The 20304-nt window shown below is 59.4% G+C and carries 29 protein-coding genes; 28 read left to right on the top strand and 1 reads right to left on the bottom strand.

Annotated elements, in window-relative coordinates; all coding sequences use genetic code 11:
- Nucleotides 1–115: 115 nt before the first annotated feature.
- The 27 genes from NITMOv2_RS06005 (at nt 116) to NITMOv2_RS06120 (ending at nt 19479) form a co-directional block, all read left to right on the top strand.
- Nucleotides 116–1312 carry an MFS transporter gene (locus NITMOv2_RS06005; RefSeq protein WP_053379009.1) on the top strand — a complete coding sequence of 399 codons (1197 nt, stop codon included), beginning with the start codon at nt 116–118 and terminating at the stop codon, nt 1310–1312.
- 88 nt (nt 1313–1400) lie between these two features.
- Entirely contained in the window at nt 1401–2609 is a 1209-nt protein-coding gene (locus tag NITMOv2_RS06010) for a bifunctional 3,4-dihydroxy-2-butanone-4-phosphate synthase/GTP cyclohydrolase II (protein ID WP_053379010.1), read from the top strand.
- Between the two features lie 133 nt (nt 2610–2742).
- Nucleotides 2743–3279: a 6,7-dimethyl-8-ribityllumazine synthase gene (ribH, locus tag NITMOv2_RS06015; protein WP_083447791.1), complete on the top strand. Its 537-nt coding sequence runs from the start codon at nt 2743–2745 to the stop codon at nt 3277–3279.
- The gene (nusB, locus tag NITMOv2_RS06020) at nt 3269–3739 is read left to right on the top strand and encodes a transcription antitermination factor NusB (RefSeq protein WP_083447792.1); all 471 of its coding nucleotides are present in this window, start codon (nt 3269–3271) and stop codon (nt 3737–3739) included. Before ribH ends, nusB begins: the two co-directional genes overlap by 11 nt.
- Nucleotides 3736–5070 (top strand): adenylosuccinate lyase, encoded by a 1335-nt coding sequence (purB, locus tag NITMOv2_RS06025; protein WP_053382014.1) that lies wholly within the window; start codon nt 3736–3738, stop codon nt 5068–5070. Before nusB ends, purB begins: the two co-directional genes overlap by 4 nt.
- Nucleotides 5067–5858: a chlorite dismutase family protein gene (locus tag NITMOv2_RS06030; protein WP_083447793.1), complete on the top strand. Its 792-nt coding sequence runs from the start codon at nt 5067–5069 to the stop codon at nt 5856–5858. Before purB ends, NITMOv2_RS06030 begins: the two co-directional genes overlap by 4 nt.
- A 28-nt stretch (nt 5859–5886) precedes the next feature.
- Nucleotides 5887–6594, top strand: a complete 708-nt coding sequence (gene purC, locus NITMOv2_RS06035) for a phosphoribosylaminoimidazolesuccinocarboxamide synthase (RefSeq protein WP_053379013.1) — start codon at nt 5887–5889, stop codon at nt 6592–6594.
- A 139-nt stretch (nt 6595–6733) separates the two neighbouring features.
- Nucleotides 6734–6955: a hypothetical protein gene (locus NITMOv2_RS06040; RefSeq protein WP_053379014.1), complete on the top strand. Its 222-nt coding sequence runs from the start codon at nt 6734–6736 to the stop codon at nt 6953–6955.
- 67 nt (nt 6956–7022) lie between these two features.
- A complete protein-coding gene (purS, locus tag NITMOv2_RS06045) occupies nt 7023–7262 on the top strand; it encodes a phosphoribosylformylglycinamidine synthase subunit PurS (RefSeq protein ID WP_053379015.1) in 240 nt (79 codons plus the stop codon).
- Between the two features lie 77 nt (nt 7263–7339).
- Complete coding sequence (purQ, locus tag NITMOv2_RS06050) at nt 7340–8059, top strand: phosphoribosylformylglycinamidine synthase subunit PurQ (RefSeq protein ID WP_053379016.1); 720 nt, start codon at nt 7340–7342, stop codon at nt 8057–8059.
- Nucleotides 8059–9117, top strand: a complete 1059-nt coding sequence (locus tag NITMOv2_RS06055) for a DUF262 domain-containing protein (RefSeq protein WP_083447794.1) — start codon at nt 8059–8061, stop codon at nt 9115–9117. The genes purQ and NITMOv2_RS06055 overlap by 1 nt, the downstream gene beginning before the upstream one ends.
- A gap of 10 nt (nt 9118–9127) precedes the next feature.
- On the top strand, nt 9128–9784 hold the full coding sequence (locus NITMOv2_RS23285; RefSeq protein WP_145976187.1) for a hypothetical protein: 657 nt from the start codon (nt 9128–9130) through the stop codon (nt 9782–9784).
- Nucleotides 9785–9811: 27 nt separating this feature from the next.
- Nucleotides 9812–9943 carry a hypothetical protein gene (locus NITMOv2_RS24610; protein ID WP_274519504.1) on the top strand — a complete coding sequence of 44 codons (132 nt, stop codon included), beginning with the start codon at nt 9812–9814 and terminating at the stop codon, nt 9941–9943.
- Nucleotides 9930–10199 (top strand): type II toxin-antitoxin system HicB family antitoxin, encoded by a 270-nt coding sequence (locus NITMOv2_RS06060; protein WP_053379018.1) that lies wholly within the window; start codon nt 9930–9932, stop codon nt 10197–10199. The genes NITMOv2_RS24610 and NITMOv2_RS06060 overlap by 14 nt, the downstream gene beginning before the upstream one ends.
- A gap of 466 nt (nt 10200–10665) precedes the next feature.
- On the top strand, nt 10666–10863 hold the full coding sequence (locus tag NITMOv2_RS06070) for a DUF433 domain-containing protein (RefSeq protein WP_053379020.1): 198 nt from the start codon (nt 10666–10668) through the stop codon (nt 10861–10863).
- The gene (locus tag NITMOv2_RS06075) at nt 10860–11072 is read left to right on the top strand and encodes a hypothetical protein (protein WP_053379021.1); all 213 of its coding nucleotides are present in this window, start codon (nt 10860–10862) and stop codon (nt 11070–11072) included. Before NITMOv2_RS06070 ends, NITMOv2_RS06075 begins: the two co-directional genes overlap by 4 nt.
- Complete coding sequence (locus NITMOv2_RS22535) at nt 11039–11356, top strand: type II toxin-antitoxin system RelE/ParE family toxin (RefSeq protein ID WP_083447795.1); 318 nt, start codon at nt 11039–11041, stop codon at nt 11354–11356. The genes NITMOv2_RS06075 and NITMOv2_RS22535 overlap by 34 nt, the downstream gene beginning before the upstream one ends.
- Complete coding sequence (gene purL / locus NITMOv2_RS06080) at nt 11353–13584, top strand: phosphoribosylformylglycinamidine synthase subunit PurL (RefSeq protein ID WP_053379022.1); 2232 nt, start codon at nt 11353–11355, stop codon at nt 13582–13584. The genes NITMOv2_RS22535 and purL overlap by 4 nt, the downstream gene beginning before the upstream one ends.
- 20 nt (nt 13585–13604) lie before the next feature.
- On the top strand, nt 13605–15035 hold the full coding sequence (purF, locus tag NITMOv2_RS06085; protein WP_053379023.1) for an amidophosphoribosyltransferase: 1431 nt from the start codon (nt 13605–13607) through the stop codon (nt 15033–15035).
- A gap of 41 nt (nt 15036–15076) precedes the next feature.
- Nucleotides 15077–15397, top strand: coding sequence for a PilZ domain-containing protein (locus tag NITMOv2_RS06090; RefSeq protein WP_053379024.1), 321 nt, complete (start codon nt 15077–15079; stop codon nt 15395–15397).
- A gap of 108 nt (nt 15398–15505) precedes the next feature.
- Entirely contained in the window at nt 15506–15631 is a 126-nt protein-coding gene (locus tag NITMOv2_RS24615) for a hypothetical protein (RefSeq protein WP_274519505.1), read from the top strand.
- 36 nt (nt 15632–15667) lie between these two features.
- Entirely contained in the window at nt 15668–16201 is a 534-nt protein-coding gene (locus tag NITMOv2_RS06095; RefSeq protein ID WP_053382015.1) for a peroxiredoxin family protein, read from the top strand.
- Between the two features lie 31 nt (nt 16202–16232).
- Nucleotides 16233–16472 (top strand): hypothetical protein, encoded by a 240-nt coding sequence (locus NITMOv2_RS06100; protein WP_053379025.1) that lies wholly within the window; start codon nt 16233–16235, stop codon nt 16470–16472.
- Nucleotides 16473–16551: 79 nt separating this feature from the next.
- Nucleotides 16552–17148 (top strand): MBL fold metallo-hydrolase, encoded by a 597-nt coding sequence (locus NITMOv2_RS06105; RefSeq protein ID WP_053379026.1) that lies wholly within the window; start codon nt 16552–16554, stop codon nt 17146–17148.
- 2 nt (nt 17149–17150) lie between these two features.
- Complete coding sequence (locus NITMOv2_RS06110) at nt 17151–17975, top strand: tetratricopeptide repeat protein (RefSeq protein ID WP_053379027.1); 825 nt, start codon at nt 17151–17153, stop codon at nt 17973–17975.
- A complete protein-coding gene (locus NITMOv2_RS06115; protein WP_053379028.1) occupies nt 17972–18415 on the top strand; it encodes a hypothetical protein in 444 nt (147 codons plus the stop codon). The genes NITMOv2_RS06110 and NITMOv2_RS06115 overlap by 4 nt, the downstream gene beginning before the upstream one ends.
- The gene (locus tag NITMOv2_RS06120) at nt 18412–19479 is read left to right on the top strand and encodes a methyltransferase (protein WP_053379029.1); all 1068 of its coding nucleotides are present in this window, start codon (nt 18412–18414) and stop codon (nt 19477–19479) included. Before NITMOv2_RS06115 ends, NITMOv2_RS06120 begins: the two co-directional genes overlap by 4 nt.
- On the opposite strand, the gene NITMOv2_RS23295 is transcribed toward NITMOv2_RS06120, so the two are convergent.
- Entirely contained in the window at nt 19364–19849 is a 486-nt protein-coding gene (locus NITMOv2_RS23295) for a hypothetical protein (RefSeq protein ID WP_145976188.1), read from the bottom strand. The genes NITMOv2_RS06120 and NITMOv2_RS23295 overlap by 116 nt on opposite strands.
- Between NITMOv2_RS23295 and NITMOv2_RS06125 the strand changes: the two genes are divergently transcribed.
- Nucleotides 19848–20249: a thiol-disulfide oxidoreductase DCC family protein gene (locus NITMOv2_RS06125; protein ID WP_145976189.1), complete on the top strand. Its 402-nt coding sequence runs from the start codon at nt 19848–19850 to the stop codon at nt 20247–20249. The genes NITMOv2_RS23295 and NITMOv2_RS06125 overlap by 2 nt on opposite strands.
- The last annotated feature ends 55 nt before the right edge of the window (nt 20250–20304 follow it).

The raw sequence follows: 20304 nt of genomic DNA on the forward strand, positions 1-20304 counted from the left end.
GATGCCGCCCTTCGACCCTTCGACAAGCTGGGGGCAGGCCCTTTGCCTCATGGACAGCTCAGGGTTCAGGGCAGGCCTTCACGGTTACGGCGGGGACTGACGAGACGTATTCGCTATGCCGATTCTGACCGTATTGAAAAGCGGCCATTGGCCGTCCCTTGCCGGAGCCTGGCTGCATCTCACCGTGAGCTTCATGGTGTGGCTGCTGATGGGCGCCCTGAGCATTCCGCTGGCGCGGGATCTTCACCTGAGTGACCAGGAGACCGCGTGGCTGATTGCGTTGCCCCTTCTTGGCGGGGCGATGCTCCGCGTCATTGCGGGATGGAGCGCCGACTGGATGGGCGCGAGACGGACGGCCCTGGTGATCCTTCTTGCGGAACTGGCGGTGTTGCTCTGGGGCTGGCAGGGCGTCGCCGACTATCAGGCCGCCCTGGCCTTTGCGGCCTGCCTGGGAATTGCCGGCGCCAGCTTCGCGGTTGCCTTGCCGATCGCCGGTCGCGCCTATCCACCGACGGCGCAGGGCTTGGTCCTGGGATTGGCCGCCTCGGGGAATATCGGGACGGTGCTCATCTTGTTTTTCGCCCCGCGGCTGGCCTCTACATTGGATTGGCATCACGTCTGTGCCGTGATGGCCGGTCTCGTGGCCGTCACGTCGGGGTTGTTTGTGCTGCTCGTGCCACGCGAGCGCGATACCGGCCGCCATGATGCCGCACACTGGTGGCAGGGCGCGGCCGGACTGATCCGGCATCGCGCCGCCTATTGGCTGTGCTTTCTCTATGCCGTGACCTTCGGCGGGTTCGTGGGACTGTGCAGCGTGCTCCCGTTGCTGCTGCACGACGTCTATCAATTGGACGCCCTGTTGGCCGGTTCGCTGGCCGCCGCCTGCGGGCTGGTGGGAAGCCTCATCCGGCCGTTTGGCGGGTATGTCGCCGATCGACAGGGAGGCCTGCGGACGCTGTATTATGTGCTGCCGCTCATCATCGGCGCCATCGTGGCGATTACCAGTCCGTCTTTTGCCATGGCGGTCTTCATGATGGTCGTGACCGCGGGGGCGATGGGGTTCGGCAATGGCGTCGTCTTTCAACTGGTCGCCGAGTGGTTCCCCAAGGACATCGGGCTGGCGTCCGGCGTCGTGGGCGCCGCCGGCGGGATCGGCGGGTTTTTCCTGCCCGTGGCGGCCGGCACGATCAAAGGCCTCACCGGCAGCTATGACATCGGTCTCTGGCTCTTCGCCGGCCTGGGAATCGGCGCCTGGGGGACGGTGATGATGGCTCTGCGCGCCGACGCACCGCCGGCCGCGGGCGAGAGCTAGGCCAAAAAACCCATATAAATGTTCGATGTCAAATGATAAATTGGTCCTCCGTTGAATCAGGATCCCACGATCGCAAGCGGTGAACGTTATGCCGAGTCCATTCAACAGTATTGAAGACGCGATTCGCGACATCAAAAAGGGCAAGTTTGTCATCCTGGTCGATGACGAAGACCGCGAGAACGAGGGCGATCTCGTCATTGCCGCCGAGAAGGTGACGCCGCAGGCCATCAACTTCATGGCCAGGCACGCCCGCGGCTTGATTTGTTTGGCCCTGACACCAGAACGCGTTGAAGAATTACAACTGCCGCAGCAGGCGGTCGAGAACACGGCGACGTTTGGGACCGCCTTTACCGTGTCCATCGATGCGCGCAAGGACATCACGACCGGGATTTCCGCAGCGGACCGGGCGACCACGGTGCACGTCGCCATCGATCCCACATCCAAGCCGAGCGACCTGGCGCGGCCCGGCCATATTTTTCCGCTCAAAGCACAACAGGGCGGCGTGCTGAAGCGGGCCGGCCAGACGGAAGGGTCGGTGGATCTGGCGCGGTTGGCGGGGCTCTATCCGGCGGGCGTCATCTGCGAGATCATGAACGAAGACGGCACCATGGCCCGTGTGCCGGAGTTGGCGAAATTCGCCCGGCGGCACCAGCTCAAAATGGTGACGATCAAGTCGCTGATCGAATATCGGATGCGCCGCGAAACCTTCGTCAAACGCATGGCGAGCGCGCGGCTGCCGACGATGTTCGGGGAATTCGAAGCGGTCGCGTTTGAGAATCAGGTGGACAACGTCACGCACATCGCGCTCGTGAAAGGCCGAGTGGACAACGGCGAGCCGACCTTGGTGCGGGTGCACTCCGGCTGCCTGACGGCCGACGCGCTTGGGTCACTGCGCTGCGATTGCCGCGAGCAACTGCACAAGGCGATGGAGATCATTGAGAAGGAAGGCCGCGGCGTGTTGCTCTATCTGAATCAGGAAGGCCGTGGAATCGGCCTGCTCAACAAGATTCGAGCGTACGGATTGCAAGATGAGGGCAGCGATACGGTGGAGGCGAATTTGAAGCTGGGCTTCAAGGCGGATCTGCGGGAGTACGGCGTCGGCGCGCAGATCCTCGTCAATTTGGGCCTGCATAAGATCAAGCTGATCACGAACAATCCGCGCAAGATCGTCGGCATCGACGGCTATGGTTTGAGCGTCGTGGAACGCGTGCCGATCGAGATCCCGCCGCGCGATGCCAACATGAGGTATTTGCGGACGAAGAAGAAGAAGCTCGGGCACATTCTGAAAAAAGTGTGAGGGGAATGAGCGGCAGCCGGCCCGCCCTTCGTGCTCGCTGAGCCCCCACGATAAAGCTGTGGTGGCTCAATGCGCGCAGTAGAAGGGTACACCAGCCGCCGCTCTGAGGTGGAGGCGCAGAAGAAAGCGAAAGATGAAGCTGCGGAAGGGGCATCACGATGCGACGGGGCTGCGATTCGGGATCGTCGTCGCGAAGTTCAACAAGTTCGTCACGAGCAAGCTGCTGTCGTCGTGTTTGGACCGGCTCACGAAGCACGGGGTGAAGGAGCACGATATCGAGGTCGTGCGTGTGCCGGGCGCATTTGAGATTCCATTGGTGGCCCGCACGCTCGGCAAGTCCCGTCGGTTCGATGCCGTCGTGTGCCTGGGCGCGGTGATCCGGGGCGATACGCCGCATTTCGATTACATCAGCGCGGAGGCGAGCCGGGGCATCGGCCAAGCAGCGCTGGACAGCGACGTGCCGATTATTTTCGGTGTACTGACGACCGATACCGTCGCACAGGCGATCGAACGGGCCGATCCCGGGAAATTCAACCGCGGCGGGGAGGCGGCGAAGTCGGCGATCGAGATGGCGTCGCTGCTGAAACAACTCAAAGCGATGGAGCAGGATCCGACCATCGGCGAGCGCCCGTCCCGACCGAAGCGCGCGGCGCGCCGGCATGCCACGTAACATGGGAACCAGACACCAGGCCCGCGAACGGGCATTGCAGATTCTGTTTCAGTACGACATCCACGGCAAGCCGGGCCTGTGGTTGGACGAGTTTTGGAAGCAGGCGCCCGAAGGCGACGATACCAAGCCGTTCACCGAGCAAGTCGTGCAGGGCGTGCTCGATCACAAGAAGGAGTTGGACGCCCTTATCGGCAAGTATGCGACGAATTGGACGGTCGGTAGGATGCCGATTGTCGATCGGAACATCTTACGGGCGGGTCTCTTTGAGTTGCTGTGGATGGACGACGTGCCGGCGAAAGTCACCATGGATGAATCGATCGAGCTTGCGAAGAGCTTCGGCGACGACGAGGCATCGAAGTTTGTGAACGGATTGCTGGACAAAGTCTTGACGACGGATGCGCGGCTCGCCGAAAAGCGGGCGCATCCCGATCGGCCGGTATGGAGGAGGGCTGGCTCGTGATCGACCGGTATTCCCGTCACCACATGAAGGCCGTTTGGGATCTCAAACACAAGTATGAGATCTGGCTCGAAGTGGAGTTGCAGGCCTGCGCCGCCTTCGAGCGCGCCGGCCGGGCGCCGCGCGGGACGGCCGCGAAGATCCGCAAGAAAGCCAAGATCAACGTCGAACGGATCGCCGAAATCGAGCAGGTGACGAAGCATGACGTGATCGCGTTCCTGGAATCGCTCATGGATTCCGTCGGCCCCGAGCATCGGTTCCTCCATATGGGACTCACTTCTTCGGACATCGTCGATACGTCGTTGGCGATCCAAATGACGGAGGCGCTCGATCTCATTCTGGAGAGCGTGGACGGGTTCCTGGCCGTCTTGAAGCGGCAGGCGTTGCGGCACAAGAACACGGTGATGGTGGGACGCTCGCACGGGATCCATGGCGAGCCGATCTCGTTCGGGTTCAAACTGGCCGTCTGGTACGAGGAGTTCCGCCGGCATTACGAACGGCTTCAGGCGGTGCGGGGCGAAATCGCCGTCGGCAAGTTGTCCGGCGCCATGGGGACCTTCGCGCACCAGGCGCCGGAGATCGAAGAATATGTCTGCGCCAAGCTGGGCTTGAAACCGGACCCCGTCTCGAATCAAGTAGTCCAGCGCGACCGCCATGCCGCCTACGCCACGGCGCTTGCGCTGTTGGCGGCCAGCATCGAAAAGATCGCCGTCGAAATCCGCCATCTCCAACGGACGGAAGTGCTGGAAGCGGAAGAGTTCTTCTCGGAGGGCCAGAAGGGCTCGTCGGCCATGCCGCACAAGCGGAACCCGATTGTGTCGGAAAATCTATGCGGCTTAGCCAGGCTGGTGCGGTCGAATAGCTTGGCGGCGATGGAAAACGTCGCCCTCTGGCATGAACGCGACATCAGCCATTCGTCCGTCGAGCGGGTCATCATGCCGGACAGCACGATCCTGATCGACTATATGCTGGCGCGGGTGACGGATCTCATCAAGCATCTGGTCGTCTATCCCGAGCGGATGAAGCGGAACCTGGAACTGACCGGCGGGCTGGTGTATTCCCAGCGGCTGCTGCTGGCGCTGATCGAGAAGGGCGCGCAGCGAAAAGAATCCTACGAGGCCGTGCAGCGCAATGCGATGGCCTCCTGGCGCGGGGCGGGCACCCTGCAGGAGCTGGTCGGCAAAGATCCCTTCATCAGCCGGCATCTTTCGAAGCGCGACATGGCCGCGTGCTTCACTCCCACATACTATTTACGGCATCTCGACGAGATCTATCGCCGGGTCTTTTCGAGGCGGACCCCGACAACCAGCGGCGGCAGACGAGGCGCAAGATGATGAGTAGAGCGCGGGCACTTTTCATAGGACTCTTGGTCTCGCTGGGCATGCTTCTGGTCGGGTTCGACTCGTGGGCCGTCGATCGGGATAAGCTGCTGTCGGACCCCGGCGTCTACGGCACCTTCGCCGCCTATCGTGTCGATGCCGATTGGGCCAGGCTGGAGCAGTCGGCCCGGATCGCCCATCTGACCGCCTTGAAGGGCGTCATTGAACAGTATCGCGAAAAAATGGCGATCGACCTGTATCTCCTGCGCGGACTGTCGGATCATGCGGACATTTTGTTCCGCGTGCACGCGACGGAGTTGAAGGACAGCCAACAGTTTCTCGTGGATCTGCAGGCGAGCCTCTTCGGCAAGTTTCTGAACACCGTGGCGATCCTGCACGGCTTGACCAAGAAGGCCAATTACGTGCCGGGATTTCCCGAGCCGATGAAGAACGACCTCAAAGCGCCGAGTGAGTCGGGTCCCTATGCCATCGTGATTCCGATCCGGAAGGATGCGGAGTGGTGGTCGCTGGCGCACGACAAGCGGGCGGCGATGATGCAGGAACATACGGCGGCGGCGCTGCCGTATCATAAGACGGTCAAGCGGAAGCTCTATCACGCGACCGGCCTGGACGATTTCGATTTCATCACCTACTTCGAGACGGCCAAGCTCGACGATTTTCAGAGCTTGATCCTGGCTTTGCAGCAGGTGAAAGAGGCGAAGCACAACCGCCGTTTCGGCAATCCGACGTTCATCGGCACCGTGAAGAGCCTGGATCAACTGATCGAAACCCTGGCGCAGTAGCGCCGGATGAGATGTGAGCGAGGCTGGCATGGGCGGCATCGGCGAAATGCTGTACGAAGGCAAGGCGAAGAAGATCTTCGCCACGGCGCGGCCCGACCAGGTGATGCAGTATTTCAAGGATGACGCCACGGCGTTCAACGCGCAGAAGCGCGGGACGATCGTCGAGAAGGGCATCGTCAACAACAAAGTCTCCGAGCGGCTCTTCAAGCTGTTGGAAGCCGAGGGCATTCCGACCCATTTCATCGAACGGCTGAGCGACCGGGAGATGCTGACGAAGAAAGTCACCATCGTGCCGGTCGAAGTGGTGGTGCGCAATGTCGTGGCCGGGAGCCTGGCCAAACGCTTGGGGCTGAGAGAGGGCGATCGCATCGAGCCGGCGATCATCGAGTTCTATTATAAGAACGACGCGCTGGGCGATCCGCTGGTCAACGACGATCATCTTCGGCTGATGAAAGTCGCGACGCCCGCTGTCTTGCGTGAGCTGCGTGAACTCGGTCATTCAATCAACACGGTCCTCAAGCCCTTCTTTGCCGAGCGGAAGATGCAGCTCGTCGATTTCAAGCTGGAGTTCGGTGTCTTCCATAACAAACTGGTCCTTGCGGACGAGATTTCGCCCGACACCTGCCGCCTCTGGGACATGTCCACCGGCGAATCCATGGACAAGGACCGGTTCCGGAAGGACATGGGGAAGATCGAAGAGGCGTATCAGGAGGTGCTGCGTCGGGTGTGCGGGTGAGGGCGGGAGGATCGCTCTCTTTGCTCGCGCAGCGCGCACCAGGAGTAATCAAATGATCTCTGGTGGGCGGTGCTCGCTGCATGCGCGCAGTAGAGAGCAACCCTCCCACCCTCCTATAGGGTAAGGTGGAGAAGAAAAAGTGAAAGGCTTTCTCCAATACTTCATGAATTACGGCCTCGTCGCAGCCGTGGTCGTCTGGGCCGCGGTTGTGGCGTTGATGGCTTACCACCTGGATGAGTCGCCGTGGCGCTGGGTGTTTGTTGCGTTGTCGTTGGCGGGTGTGGCCACGGTGGCCGGCATCTTTCGGATCAGAAGATATATCGATGGGCTTGCGAAGGCGTCCGAGCAGAAGAATCCGTGACGCGAAGTCTGACTGAAAGCAGTTCCCTCGCCCCTTGGGGGAGAGGGAAGGGTGAGGGGGTAAAGGAGTGAAGGCGAAAATTCACATTACGCTGAAGCAAGGGATTCTCGATCCCCAAGGCAAGGCGATCGAACATGCGCTGGATTCATTGGGGTTCAAAAGCGCGGCCAACGTGCGGGTCGGCAAGTACATGGAAGTGGAATTGAATGAGAAAGATAAGGCCAAGGCTGAAGTGGAGGTGAAGCAGATGTGCGAGAAGCTGCTGGCCAATACGATCGTGGAAGAATACCGGTACGAGCTGGGATAGGAGCTGATGGCCGATAGCTGATGGCACGGACGTAAGAAGAGTTCTCCTCTGTTCGTGTGACACGCCATTGAGGAATTATGAACATCGGAGTGGTGGTTTTCCCAGGCAGTAACTGCGATCACGATTGCGAGCATGTTTTTAAGGACGTGTTGGGGCAGGACGTGACGATGGTCTGGCACAAGGAGACATCGCTGGTCGGCCTCGATGGCGTGATTTTGCCCGGCGGCTTTTCCTATGGTGATTACCTGCGTACCGGCGCGATTGCCCGCTTCTCTCCGGTCATGAGCGCGGTCAAACAGTTTGCGACCGACGGTGGACTGGTACTCGGCATCTGTAACGGTTTTCAAATTCTCCTGGAAGCCGGCCTCTTGCCGGGCGCCATGCTCCGGAACAAGTCGCTCCACTTCATCTGCAAGGACATCTATCTGCGGGTCGAGAACGCGGCCACGCCGTTTACGAGCGCCTGCCGGCCCGGCCAGATCCTCAAGATCCCGATCGCCCACGCCGACGGCAATTACTACACCGACCCCGTCACGCTGGCCGGCTTGCAGGCGAACGCCCAAGTCGTCTTCCGCTATTGCGATCAAGACGGCAACGTGACGCCGGAAGCGAATCCCAACGGCTCGCTCGACAACATCGCCGGCATCCGCAACGCCGAAGGCAACGTGCTGGGCATGATGCCGCATCCGGAGCGCTCTGCGGAGTCGGTGTTGGGGAATGAGGATGGGCGGCTGATTTTGGCGTCGATGGTGGAAGGAATTAAGAAGATAAAAGGCACTCCAGTAGCGATAAGCTGATGAGCACACATAAACCACGTGGCTATAGCGTCAACGATTTTCTTTCTTGGCATCAAAGATCAGAGCTTGTCTTACAGCCGAAATTTCAAAGGAGAGACGTTTGGTCTCATAAAGCCAAATCGCACTTACTAGATACGATCCTTGAGGGGCTACCCGTTCCTTTGATCTTTATTCGACAGCAAATTGATCCTTTGAAGAGGAAAACCGTTCGTGAAGTGGTTGACGGGCAGCAACGATTGAATGCCGTTCTTGATTTTATAGATCCTAAAGATAGTGAAAAGCCTTTCAGGTTAGACAAGTCTATCCATCCGAAATACGGTGGCAAAACCTTTGCGGAGCTTCCCAAAGAAGTTCAGAACGATTTTCTGTCGTATGAATTCTCTGTTGTCCTGTTAGAGGGTGCCACAGACGCTGATGTGCTAGACATATTTGCACGTCTTAACACCTACTCTCAAAAGTTAACCGATCAGGAGCTTCTTAATGCAGCTTTCTATGGTCAGTTCAAGAGGACGGTATACAAACTTGGATTTGAGCATCTCAATTTTTGGCGCGAGAACGGGATTCTGACTGATAGACAAATCATAAGAATGGCCGAGGCTGAGCTGGTTTCAGAGCTTGTCGTTGCAATGCTTGACGGACTTCAGGCTAAGAAGGAAAAACTTCGGAAGTTTTATGAGAAATACGACGAAGATTTCCCTGCCAAAGGCATTGTGAAAAAACAATTTAGGGCGACTATAGATCTCATCTCTCAAATTCTGGGTGAGCAGCTCTCAACCTCAATCTACTCAGGGCGTGTCTTGTTCTATTCGCTCTTTTTGTCGTTTTTCGACCTCACGTACGGGCTCCCTGATAGTCCAATCGGAAAGCATCCTAGGAAGATAAGTCGGGAGAGCTGCCCGTTAATCAGGAAAAACCTACTCCGTCTTAGCGACCAGTTCGAAAGTGAAGAGGAGAGAATAAGTGAATTTGTCGATGCGTCCACTAAACATACAAATGACAAGAGAGAGCGAACTATTCGTCATAAGGTACTTTACGAATGTATAAGGTCTGCTTTCTAAAGACTTGAGGATGTCTGTATCGTTCTTGCTAAGAAGGGCAAGAAAGGACCTTGACGTAAGTGTTTCTGAGGCGAGGTGCCTTCTAGATTCATGTCGGTCTTGGAAGCGCTTAGTTGGTGTCCACTATCGACCTATATTGAAAAGTCATGTATGTGATTTGGCAGCTTTGTCATTCTTTAAAATTCACCTCGCGTGGGAAGAGTTTTTAGAGGAGGCCTTCATAACTCTCCTGGTTGGAGCGAAAAAGGGCACTAGGGGAGCGAGGTCTTTACTTGATGTGCAGACCAGAAGGCAAGCTTTTGAAATCTTGAAGGGAGAACGTAATTCATTCGTCGAATGGTCTGTTGCGGATGCCATAAGAAACAGGGCCAAAAGGTTTTTCTGCGATGGAAGGCCATTTGAAGGGCCGCTTACAGCAGGCTCAGTGTACATTGAGCAGATGAGGAAAATCCGGAACCGTATAGCACATAGATCGAGCCATGCGGAGGCGCAATTCCGGATCCTTATTAGAGACCTGTACGGCGCGTACAAGCCTGAGACGCCCGGCGGTTTTTTGCTTCGCAAAATACCTTCAAACTTTTCCATAGTCAGCCAGACAACACCGATTACTTTATTAGACGCGTATAGTGAAATAGTTAGGGCAATGGCGGACAATATTTCACGATAAAGCTTCAAAATTCGCATTAATCTCAGCATGCCCGTATCAACTGAAAACGTCATCGCCAGGCACAATCTGACGGACGACAAGTACAAAAAGATCGTCGAGATTCTCGGGTGCAAGGCGGTACCTCTGTTGCTGAAAGGGCTGACTGATGAAGCCGATTGAATTCGATGCCATTATCTTCCAAGAAGGCAAGTCTTATATAGCGTATTGTCCGGAATTGGATGTCTCAAGTTGCGGGAAGGACGTCGATGAAGCGCGGCGAAATCTAAAGACCGCCGTGCGGCTCTTCATCGAAGAGGCTGATAAGTTGGGAACGTTGGACGACATCTTAAAAGAAGCAGGATATCAACGTGCTGCTGATGGCGGATGGAAGTCCCCCCGCATTGTATCAACCGAAGTGATGTCCTTATCGGCATAAGGCGATGCCGCGGATCATTTCGATACCGGCATCGAGACTTCGTAAGGTATTCGAGAAAGCAGGATTCAAACTTGTGAGAACCATCACTTCTGTACGTAAAGTTCGGCATCCCGAGGCCCGTCGTAATGCCCGATTGAGATGAAGTGCCTGTGTTCATCATCAAGAACAATTTGCGCACGGCTAGCCTTTCGCGAGACCAATACTTCTTGCTGCTGGATCAGGTGTGAAGAGCGTGCGTATCCGAGCCTTTGGCCAAAGAAGCCGCAATGTAACTGCTCGGTGAGTATGGGGAATATACAGAAATGATCCAAGATTGTAGCGCGCAGCCTGATCAAGAGGACGACGAGCTGACGGAAGAAGAAGAAAATGGAATTCTGGCAGCCCTGGCAGAGGTAGATGCAGGGAGAGGTCTTCCACTCTCTCATGTGATCGAAATGATCGAGGGTGGCAGCAGGAGGAGCTAACCATGGAGATCTATCCGGGAATCTCGATGGATCCTCACATTAGATTCGGGAAGCCATGCTTAACCGGGACACGAATCGATGTGGCAACGGTGATCGGGGCGCTTGCCGTGGATGAAACGCTTGAAACAGTAGAAGAGGCCTATCAAATCAGCCGCGATCAGATACTCACTGCGCTCCGGTATGATAGGAGGACGTTATGAGCAAAGCCACGGTCAAAGAAGAAATGAGAAAGATGCTAGAGGCGCTTCCTGAGGACTGCACCTGGGAGGATATTCAGTATCACATCTATGTGAGAGAGAAGATCGAGCGGGGAATGGCAGCTGCGGATGCCGGTGACATCATTTCCCAGGAAGAGGCGGAAAAGAGGGTTGATCAGTGGCTAAAGTCGTCTGGACCGGGCCAGCATTAAAGGATTTAGAAGTCATCGTCAGATACATTGCCATGGATTCTCCGCGCTATGCGGAGCGGTTTTCAAAGCGATTGGTCCAGGCACCGCGAGTTTTAAAGGAATATCCGTCTCTTGGCAGAGTTGTTCCAGAGTACGAGATGCCCAACCTGCGCGAACTCATTCACGGCGCCTATCGGATCATTTACGAAATTCGTCAGGACACGTGCTATATCGAGGCCATCATTCATGCAAGTCGTGACCTCATGATGCATTACAAGCCCGGCCAATGGGACGTAACGGAATGATTATCACCAAAGACCTCATCGCGCAGCACAATCTGACGGATGAGGAATACCAGAAGATTCTCGACATTCTCGGGCGTGAGCCGAATCTGACGGAGCTCGGCATGTTCTCCGTCATGTGGTCGGAGCATTGCTCCTATAAGAGCTCGCGCGTTCATTTGAAGAAGCTGCCGACGACGGGGCCGCGGGTCGTGCAGGGGCCCGGCGAGAACGCGGGCGCGGTGGATATCGGCGACGGGCTCTGCGTCGTCTTCAAGATGGAGTCGCACAACCATCCGTCGTTTATTGAACCGTATCAAGGCGCGGCGACGGGGGTGGGCGGTATCCTGCGGGATATTTTTACGATGGGCGCGCGGCCGATCGCGTTGCTGGATTCGCTCCGGTTCGGCGGCCTCGATACGCCGAAGAACCGGCATTTGATGAAAGGCGTCGTGGCCGGCATCGCCGGTTACGGGAACTGCATGGGGGTGCCGACGGTGGGCGGCGAGGTCGTGTTCAACGACATCTATTCGTTGAATCCGCTGGTGAACGTCTTTTGCCTCGGCATCGCGCACAAGGACAAGATCTTCCGCGGGACGGCTGCCGGTGTCGGCAACCCGGTCATCTATTTCGGCTCGAAGACGGGACGCGACGGCATCCATGGCGCGACGATGGCGTCCGACTCGTTCGACGATGAATCCGAACAGAAGCGGCCGACGGTCCAGGTGGGCGATCCCTTTACCGAAAAGCTGCTGCTGGAAGCGACGCTCGAATTGATGGCGAACGATTTGCTGGTCGGTATTCAGGACATGGGGGCCGCCGGCTTGACGAGCTCCTCCTGCGAAATGGCGTCGCGCGCCGGCAATGGCATCGAGCTGGATCTCACCCACGTGCCGCGCCGGGAGCCCGGCATGACGCCCTATGAGCTCATGCTGTCCGAATCACAGGAACGGATGTTGATGGTGGCCAAGGCGGGCAAGGAAGACGAATGTATCCGGATCTGCAAGAAGTGGGACCTCGATGTGGCGGTTGTGGGCCGCGTGACGAGCGACGGTCTGTTGCGTGTCAAGGACCAAGGGAAGGTCGTCGCCGGGATTCCGGCGAAAGCGTTGGCCGACGACGGCCCGCGCTATGAACGGCCCTATTCTCCTCCGGCCTACCAAGACATGTTGACCGCCTTGAACTATGACGCCCTGCCGGACGTGAAAGATGCAAATCAGGCGTTGCTCGCCTTGTTGGAGTCGCCGACGATCGCGAGCAAGCGGTGGGTCTATGAACAATACGACCATATGGTGCGCACGAATACGATGGTCCGGCCGGGATCGGATGCCGCGGTGGTCCGCATCAAAGGCACGAACAAGGCCGTCGCGATGACGGTGGATTGCAACAGCCGGTACTGCCTCCTGCATCCCTATGAAGGCGCGCGCCTGGCTGTGGCGGAGGCGGCGCGGAATCTGGTGTGCTCGGGAGCCGAGCCGATCGGGCTGACGGATTGCCTGAACTTCGGCAATCCGGAGCGGCCCGACATCATGTGGCAGTTCGTGCTCGTGATCGAGGGGCTGAAAGACGCCTGCGAATCTTTCTCTGTCCCGATCGTGAGCGGCAACGTGAGCTTCTACAACGAGACGAACGGACTGTCGATCTATCCGACGCCGATGCTCGGCATGGTCGGATTGATCGAGGAAGCCGATCGCGCCATGACGCAATGGTTCAAGCAGGAGGGCGACGATATCATTCTGCTCGGCACGACGCGCGAAGACTTGGGAGGGACTGAATACCTCAAGGTCATGCATGCCAGAGAGCAGGGTTCGCCGCCCTTCCTCAATATGGACACGGAGAAAGCGCTGCAGGCCTGCGTCTTAGCCCTGATCCGCGGCGGGCTGATCCGCTCCGCGCACGACTGCTCGGACGGCGGGCTGACCGTCGCCTTGGCGGAAAGCTGCTGCTCCGGACCGAGTGGAATGCGCGGCGCTGTGATAAGATTAGCGCCTGGGCGGCTGCGAAGAGACGCGCTGCTGTTCGGTGAAAGCGCATCCCGGGTGGTGGTGTCAGCCGATCCGGGCGGGCGACAAGCGATCCTCGACGCGGCGTCGAGGGCCGGGGTCCCAGCCGCTGTGATCGGGACGGTGACGGGCGAGCGGTTCGTGATTTCGATCGCAGACGGAGCACCGAACCCGGCCGTCGATCTGCCTGTCGCGACGCTGTATGACCGATGGGCGTACTCGCTCGAACGAACGCTCAACCAAGAATAGCCGGCTGCCGATAGAGTGACATGAAGAAAGAGCTGCCGATCATCACGTCCGATAAATTCCACGACGAATGCGCCGTCTTCGGGATCTACAACCATGAAGAGGCCGCGAACCTGACCTACCTCGGCCTCTACGCCCTCCAGCATCGGGGGCAGGAGGCCTCCGGCATCGTCTCGGGCGACGGCGATCAGTTTTTCGTGCACAAGGGGATGGGGTTGGTCGCCGACATTTATAACAAGACCGTGCTGGACAAGCTGCCCGGTCACATGGCGATCGGTCACAACCGGTATTCCACGGCCGGCGGGAACGATCTGAAAAACGTCCAGCCGCTCACCGTCAATTTCGCGTTCGGCAATCTCGCGCTCGCGCACAACGGCAATCTCATCAATGCGCAGGTGCTCCGCAACGAGCTGGAAGCCTACGGGGCGATTTTCCAATCCACCTCGGACAGTGAGGTCATCATCCACCTGATCGCCCATTCGCGGGCCGACACCTTTCTTGCCCGCGTGGTGGACGCGCTCAGTCAGGTGCGCGGCGCCTTCTCGGTCGTGCTGATGACCGACAACGGCCTGATCGCCGCCCGCGATCCACACGGTTTGCGGCCCCTGTGCCTCGGCCGCGTGCGCAGCAGTTGGATCGTGGCCTCCGAGACCTGCGCGTTCGATCTGTTGGATGCGGAATATGTGCGTGAGATCGAGCCGGGGGAGCTCGTCGTCATCAGCGATCAAGGGCTCGACAGCCACCGGCCGTTCGCCAAAACGCATCCCGCCATGTGCGTCTTCGAGTACGTCTATTTCGCCCGGCCCGACAGCCGCATCTTCGGCGCGAACGCCGTCTACGCGATCCGCAAGGCGCTGGGGCGGCAGCTGGCCCACGAATCCTGGGTGCCGGCCGATATCGTCATTCCCGTGCCGGACTCCGGCGTGCCGGCCGCGCTGGGCTATGCGGAGGGCGGCGGCATCCGGTTCGAGACCGGCTTGATCCGCAACCATTACGTCGGGCGGACGTTCATCGAGCCGGAACAGTCGATCCGGCACTTCGGCGTCAAGGTGAAGCTGAACGCCGTGCCCGAAGTGCTGGAAGGGAAGCGGGTGGTGGTCGTGGACGATTCGCTCGTCCGCGGGACGACCAGCCGGAAGATCGTGAAGATGATCCGGCAGGCCGGCGCCAAGGAAGTGCACATGCGCATCAGCTCGCCGCCAATCGTCTCGCCCTGTTTCTACGGCATCGATACTCCCACGAAGAAAGAACTGATCGCGTCCAATCATTCCGCAGAGGAGATCCGCAAATACATCACCGCCGACTCGTTGGCCTATCTCAGCCTCGACGGCATGCTCAAGGCTGCGCCCGGAACACCCGATCAATACTGTAATGCCTGTTTCACCGAAAAGTATCCCATTCCCTTTACGCGCGCGGAAGAGCTCCAACTCGGGCTCTTCGAGTCCGCGCATTGAGCAGTCGGCAGTGCACGTGCGTCTCATGAGGCGGTGACAGCATGCACCCACGGATCCGGCCGCGCGTCGGCGTCGATTACGCCGTGACCTTTACCAGCGATCACTTGTCGGGCGGCGGCACGCTCACGAATCTCACGATCGCGGGAGCGGAGATCCGCAGCGCGGTCGACTGTCCGATCGATGCGCACCTCTGCCTGCGCATCCAGTCGTCCGGCGCCCGTCCGCCCATCGTCGTGACCCTGGCTGTGGTGCGGTGGAAGCGGGACGACCGATTCGGCGTGGAATTCGTCCGGTTCGAAGGCCAATCGAAACAGCAACTCGAAGATATGCTGAATCCCCACGACTCCTCCGCCTTGGAATAGAGGCGGGAGCCGGTGGCCTGCTCGCCTCCGCCGGCGCCGCTGTTGCCCCTGTAAAAATCTGCGTGTTAGGATATCGCCAGTCTTTGTCTCACCATCAAGGAGGCCGCGATGAAAGTTTCACTCGCACTCGGCGCACTCATCCTTCCCTTGATCGTCGTTCCCGGTGTGCTCACCGTCTGGCTGGCCGCAGCCGGTATCCAGGCCGGCCGCCGCTACGCGTTCACACGCCGATAGTATCGGCTTCAGCTCGTCGCAGACGGAGGAATGGCCATGAAACGACTGTCCGTGGCGCTCGTCGCCCTGATGCTTCCGTTGTGGTTCGTGCCGCTGCTCCTGGCCGCTGGATTCTTCAAAGTCGGTGAAAAGGCGCCGACGTTCACGCTGACGTCGATCACCGGCGACACGGTGTCGCTGGATGCCCATAAAGGCAAGGTCGTGGTCTTGGGCCTGTTCCACATTTGCGATCCCTGCATGATGCAGGGGACCAATCTGCAGAAAGTCTATGAGGCCACGCAGGGCAAGAACGTGGCCGTGATCGGCGTCAACTCGGCGGGGAATTCGAAGAAAGACGTGGGAGAGTTTCTCTCCGCGTTTCCGGTGAAAGTCACCTATCCCTACCTCCTGGACCCCGGCAAGGTGACGGACAAGCTGTACGGCGGCGGAAAATTCATCCCGAACGTGTACGTTATCGATCAGCACGGCGTCATCCGCTGGCAGCGCGTGGGCAATATGGATCTGGCCGGCGCCGACGTGATCGTCGCCGAGGTGGAAAAGCTGCTCGCAGGCGGTTCCAGCAACATGTAGCTCGGCTCATCCGACGCAGGGGCGCACGATCATGGACGAGATGGAAGAGGGCAAGCAAAAGTTCCTTGAGGTCGTACAATCGGTGGATGGAGCCGTGCAGGTCGTGATTCCGGTGACGCCGTCCAACAGCATGTTTTTGATCTCCCTCACGAAGGGTCCGAACCGCAAGTTCATCACGGTGCCGGAAGACGACATCATCGACCTGCCCAACGACGCCGGCATTCTGACCAAAGTCACGAAGACCGTGAAAGACGCCGTGGCGGCGCTCTAAGAGCCGTTCAAGGTTCGAGGGTCAGGACAATGCCGCTGGTTCCAACTGCGAACGTCGAACTTCGAACCGATAGCTGTCGATGAAACAAATCCTTCCCGGCATGTGGCAGTGGTCGTGGTTTTCGGAAGAGAAGCAGCTCGACTTCAACGGCCTGTTTCTCATGGTGGGCGAGCACAAGGTGCTGGTCGATCCGCCTCCCATGACGCCGGAGGCCGGCACGTTCATTCGCCGCAACGGTCCGGTGGATTACATCATCGTGACGAATCGGGATCACACCCGTGAAGCGGCGACGTATCAGGCCGAGTTCAAGTGCCACCTGTACGTCCCGGACGCCGACGCATCCCAGATGGATGTCAACCCCACGAAAACGTACAAGGATGGAGAACTGCTGCCCGGCGGGATATGGGTCATCCAGCTCAAGGATCAGAAATCGCCGGGTGAGTCGGCCCTCTTCATCCAGCAAGGGCGCGGCGTCTTGATCGTGGGGGACGCATTGATCGGAAAGCCTCCCGGGTCGGTCGGCATGCTGCCGGCGGAGAAGTATGCGGATGCGGGCAAGGCCAAAGAAGGCTTGCGGCGCCTGTTGAAATACAATTTCGAAAGCCTGCTCGTCGGAGACGGTACCTCCATCCTGGCCGGCGCCAAACAGCCGGTCGAACAACTCCTGCAAGCCTGACCATGCCCCTGCGCCACGGATTGTCGGAAGAGCTCAATCGCCAGGGCAACGAGCATTTTTCGCGCGGCCATTACACCGACGCCTACGCCTGCTATGCCAAGGCGCTGGAGTGCGACCGGCTCACCGGGGATCAGCGCGCGTTGGTCGCCACGCTGGGCAACCTGGGCAATATTTGCGCGGTCAGCGGGCGCCGTGAGGCGGCGCAGGCCCATTACCAGGAAGTGTTGGAGCTTCAGAAGATTCTGGGCGACGAAAAGGGGATCGGGACCACGCTGGCAAATCTGGGCAACCTCCGGGCGGACGCCGGCGAGTGGGACCGCGCGCGGGCCTACTACTTGGAAGCCCTGGACCTCATGACCAAGACCCATGACGAGGCCGCCAAGGCGGTGCTCTATTCCGATCTCGGGTTGGTCGCCCGCGAAACCGGCCAGTTCGACGAAGCGATCCAGTGCTACGAGCGGTCGTTGGTGCTGATGCGCCGGTTGGGCAATCACGGAGGTGTGGCCGACGCCTGGCGGATGATCGGCCGAACCTTCTTGATGCAAAAGCGGTACGACGAGGCGGTGGCCTGCTGCCAAACCAGTCAATCCATCGCAGAACGGTGGCGGGACGAGCTTCGCGCGGGCGGCGCCCGTTACGTGCTGGCCGACTGCTATGAGGCCATGGGCCGACTGCGTGAGGCGGCGGATCTGCTGGAGCAGGTCGTGTACATGGACCGCAAATACCAGTTGCCCAAGCTGGAGGAAAATCTCCGCCGGCTTCAGCACCTGCGCCAACGATTGTCGGTCGCCGAGCATCAGTCGGCCATCCGTGAGTCCAACCTATGAACGAGCCTGTTTCCCCGCAGTGGCCGGAGGCGAAGGCCGCGCTGTCCCAATCCTTTCCGCAGTTCTACGAGCTCGAGCCGGGCGGCCCGCTGGTGCTGGATCTGAACGACGACGGCTGGCTGCTGGAGGTGAAACCGGACGGGACGGTGCTGTGCCAGTACGGCGTCGCCATGGACGACGTCATGAGCCTCATGTCGGACGGGACTCCGGAGGATCTCGGCACGGATGAAGTGGCCAAGCAGGCCAAGTATTTCATCCAACCGGCGGTGTCCAAGTTTCGGCCGCTGCTCCTGCAATCCGGTTTCACCGAGCAGACGGAGATGAACGAGTCCTTCGTAGCCGCGACCTTTTCGCGGCCGGCGGACTTCGGGCAGGTGTCCAAGCTGCTGGATCTGATCCGCTGGTGCCGCCGTCACATCGGAGGCGGCGGGGCGGGATGAGTTCGGCGATCACCACGTTCGAAGAATTTCGCGACGCCGTCGCCGGCTATCGGTTGCCGCGCGTGCTGCTGGCCGCGCTGGAACTGGACCTGTTCACGACCGTCGGCGACCGAACCTGGACGATCCCTGCATTGGCGCACGAGATGAAGGTGAGCGAGCGCGGGCTTGCCATCCTCTGCCGGAACGTGGCGATGGCCGGGCTGTTGCGGAAGAAGGGCGACCGGTACAGCAACAGCCGCCTCGGCGCGACGATGTTGAATGCCCGGCATCCGGCCTATCGTGGCGGCTATCTGGATCTGATCAAGAGCCATTGGACGGATTGGATCAGGTTGCCGGAATCGGTGAAATCCGGGTTGCCGATCGATCACGACACGGCGGACGATCCGGATTGGCGGCGGCGCTTCACCTGGGCCATGCATCACCGCACGTTGGACAAGGCGCCCGCTATTGCGGCGCAGGTCGATCTCCATGGCGCGGCTTCTCTGCTCGATCTGGGCGGCGGTCCCGGCACCTATGCCCGGGCTTTTCTCGCGAAGAACCCGAAACTGCACGCCACGGTCTGCGATCGTGAGGCGGCCTTGGAGGTCGCCCGGGAGATCGCGGCGGGAGATCCGGCCGGGCGGCGTCTGTCCTACCTCCCGTTGGATTTTGCCAAGGATCCCGTTCCTGGAACCTACGATGTCATCTGGTACTCGAACGTGCTCCATATCTATTCACCGGCCGACAATCAGGCGATCTTCCGCCGCGCCTTGGCGGCCTTGAATCCCGGCGGGCGGCTGATTATCCAAGACGCGTTGCTTCACGACCGCGAAGGGTTATTTCCGGCCGACGCGAGCCTCTTCGCCGTGTCCATGTTGCTGTTCACGGAAGGCGGCGACACCTACTCGGCAAGGGAAACCGCTCGCTGGCTGAAGGCAGCCGGTTTTCGGCTGGTCCGATCGCTGACGATCAAGGGAAAGACGGCGGATTGGGAGGACGGACTCCTGGAGGCGCGGGCGCCTGGGCCACGTCCAGAAAAGCCTGCCCGGCGATCGCGACCACGAGAAAGTTCAAGACGCCGCTGATGCCGCTCGTCACCAGCGAGGAAGACCGATCGGCCTGTGCGGTGAGGATCTGCACAACGGTCGCCAGATCCAACGCCAACCCCACGGTCCCGTAAATCACGCAGGCCATGGCCGCCCCTCGGAGGCGCAGACCCACCACGACGGCCAGTCCGACCGGAATCAGCACGAGGAAGCCGATCCACATCGCGTCCGAAATCGGCGACGGCTCGGCGCCCAGCCGCAAGAGAAACGTGCCGAGCTGAACCAGGACCAGACCGGCCAGGACGGCCAGCAACGCATTCCGTCTCATGAGCGAACTATAAACGTTGCCCCGAGCCGGCGGCAATGACTCCTTGTTCGCCCGCGAGCCGCGGTGGTACGCTTCCGTCATGGCTCACGAGGCACGAGCGCAGGACGACGTCGCTCCCCCCTGCCTGCTGATTTACGACGGAGACTGCCGGCTCTGCGTGGCGACCAAGGAAAAGCTGGAAGAATCGGCAAGGGCCGATCATGCGGGCGTTGCTTTCATCCCCTATCAGAGTGAGCAGGCGAAACGGGCCTTGGGCAGTCTGTATCAAGCCGGACGGCCCGATATGGCGTTTCTCGTCGAACCTTCCGGCGCGGTGCGGCAGGGGTTGGACGCGTTCTTGCCCCTTGCGCCCGGCTTGCGCGGCGGGCGGTTCCTGATCTCGTTGCTGCGGCTACCCCTCGCGAAACGCGCTGCCGAGTGGGCGTATCGAATGGTCGCACGCCATCGATATAGGTGGTTTGGATTCGTCCGACATCGGTAAGACCCGCCTCAACTCCTCGGCCCCCTCTTTCGGGGGGACTCTTCCTACAGTGGGG

Source organism: Nitrospira moscoviensis (assembly GCF_001273775.1).
GTDB lineage: Bacteria > Nitrospirota > Nitrospiria > Nitrospirales > Nitrospiraceae > Nitrospira_D > Nitrospira_D moscoviensis.

Bases quoted from the DNA above. Each gene is read 5' to 3' on its own strand.
- NITMOv2_RS23285 (WP_145976187.1), top strand. From the start codon at position 9,128: ATGTCTGTATCGTTCTTGCTAAGAAGGGCAAGAAAGGACCTTGACGTA.
- NITMOv2_RS06005 (WP_053379009.1), top strand. From the start codon at position 116: ATGCCGATTCTGACCGTATTGAAAAGCGGCCATTGGCCGTCCCTTGCC.
- nusB (WP_083447792.1), top strand. From the start codon at position 3,269: ATGCCACGTAACATGGGAACCAGACACCAGGCCCGCGAACGGGCATTG.
- purQ (WP_053379016.1), top strand. From the start codon at position 7,340: ATGAACATCGGAGTGGTGGTTTTCCCAGGCAGTAACTGCGATCACGAT.
- NITMOv2_RS06010 (WP_053379010.1), top strand. From the start codon at position 1,401: ATGCCGAGTCCATTCAACAGTATTGAAGACGCGATTCGCGACATCAAA.
- NITMOv2_RS06060 (WP_053379018.1), top strand. From the start codon at position 9,930: ATGAAGCCGATTGAATTCGATGCCATTATCTTCCAAGAAGGCAAGTCT.
- NITMOv2_RS23295 (WP_145976188.1), bottom strand. From the start codon at position 19,849: ATGACGGAAGCGTACCACCGCGGCTCGCGGGCGAACAAGGAGTCATTG.
- NITMOv2_RS24615 (WP_274519505.1), top strand. From the start codon at position 15,506: ATGAAAGTTTCACTCGCACTCGGCGCACTCATCCTTCCCTTGATCGTC.
- ribH (WP_083447791.1), top strand. From the start codon at position 2,743: ATGAAGCTGCGGAAGGGGCATCACGATGCGACGGGGCTGCGATTCGGG.
- NITMOv2_RS06110 (WP_053379027.1), top strand. From the start codon at position 17,151: ATGCCCCTGCGCCACGGATTGTCGGAAGAGCTCAATCGCCAGGGCAAC.
- NITMOv2_RS06090 (WP_053379024.1), top strand. From the start codon at position 15,077: ATGCACCCACGGATCCGGCCGCGCGTCGGCGTCGATTACGCCGTGACC.
- NITMOv2_RS06075 (WP_053379021.1), top strand. From the start codon at position 10,860: ATGAGCAAAGCCACGGTCAAAGAAGAAATGAGAAAGATGCTAGAGGCG.
- NITMOv2_RS06105 (WP_053379026.1), top strand. From the start codon at position 16,552: ATGAAACAAATCCTTCCCGGCATGTGGCAGTGGTCGTGGTTTTCGGAA.
- purC (WP_053379013.1), top strand. From the start codon at position 5,887: ATGGGCGGCATCGGCGAAATGCTGTACGAAGGCAAGGCGAAGAAGATC.
- NITMOv2_RS06055 (WP_083447794.1), top strand. From the start codon at position 8,059: ATGAGCACACATAAACCACGTGGCTATAGCGTCAACGATTTTCTTTCT.
- NITMOv2_RS06070 (WP_053379020.1), top strand. From the start codon at position 10,666: ATGGAGATCTATCCGGGAATCTCGATGGATCCTCACATTAGATTCGGG.
- NITMOv2_RS06100 (WP_053379025.1), top strand. From the start codon at position 16,233: ATGGACGAGATGGAAGAGGGCAAGCAAAAGTTCCTTGAGGTCGTACAA.
- NITMOv2_RS06125 (WP_145976189.1), top strand. From the start codon at position 19,848: ATGGCTCACGAGGCACGAGCGCAGGACGACGTCGCTCCCCCCTGCCTG.
- NITMOv2_RS06115 (WP_053379028.1), top strand. From the start codon at position 17,972: ATGAACGAGCCTGTTTCCCCGCAGTGGCCGGAGGCGAAGGCCGCGCTG.
- purF (WP_053379023.1), top strand. From the start codon at position 13,605: ATGAAGAAAGAGCTGCCGATCATCACGTCCGATAAATTCCACGACGAA.
- NITMOv2_RS06120 (WP_053379029.1), top strand. From the start codon at position 18,412: ATGAGTTCGGCGATCACCACGTTCGAAGAATTTCGCGACGCCGTCGCC.
- NITMOv2_RS06030 (WP_083447793.1), top strand. From the start codon at position 5,067: ATGATGAGTAGAGCGCGGGCACTTTTCATAGGACTCTTGGTCTCGCTG.
- NITMOv2_RS24610 (WP_274519504.1), top strand. From the start codon at position 9,812: ATGCCCGTATCAACTGAAAACGTCATCGCCAGGCACAATCTGACGGAC.
- NITMOv2_RS06095 (WP_053382015.1), top strand. From the start codon at position 15,668: ATGAAACGACTGTCCGTGGCGCTCGTCGCCCTGATGCTTCCGTTGTGG.
- purL (WP_053379022.1), top strand. From the start codon at position 11,353: ATGATTATCACCAAAGACCTCATCGCGCAGCACAATCTGACGGATGAG.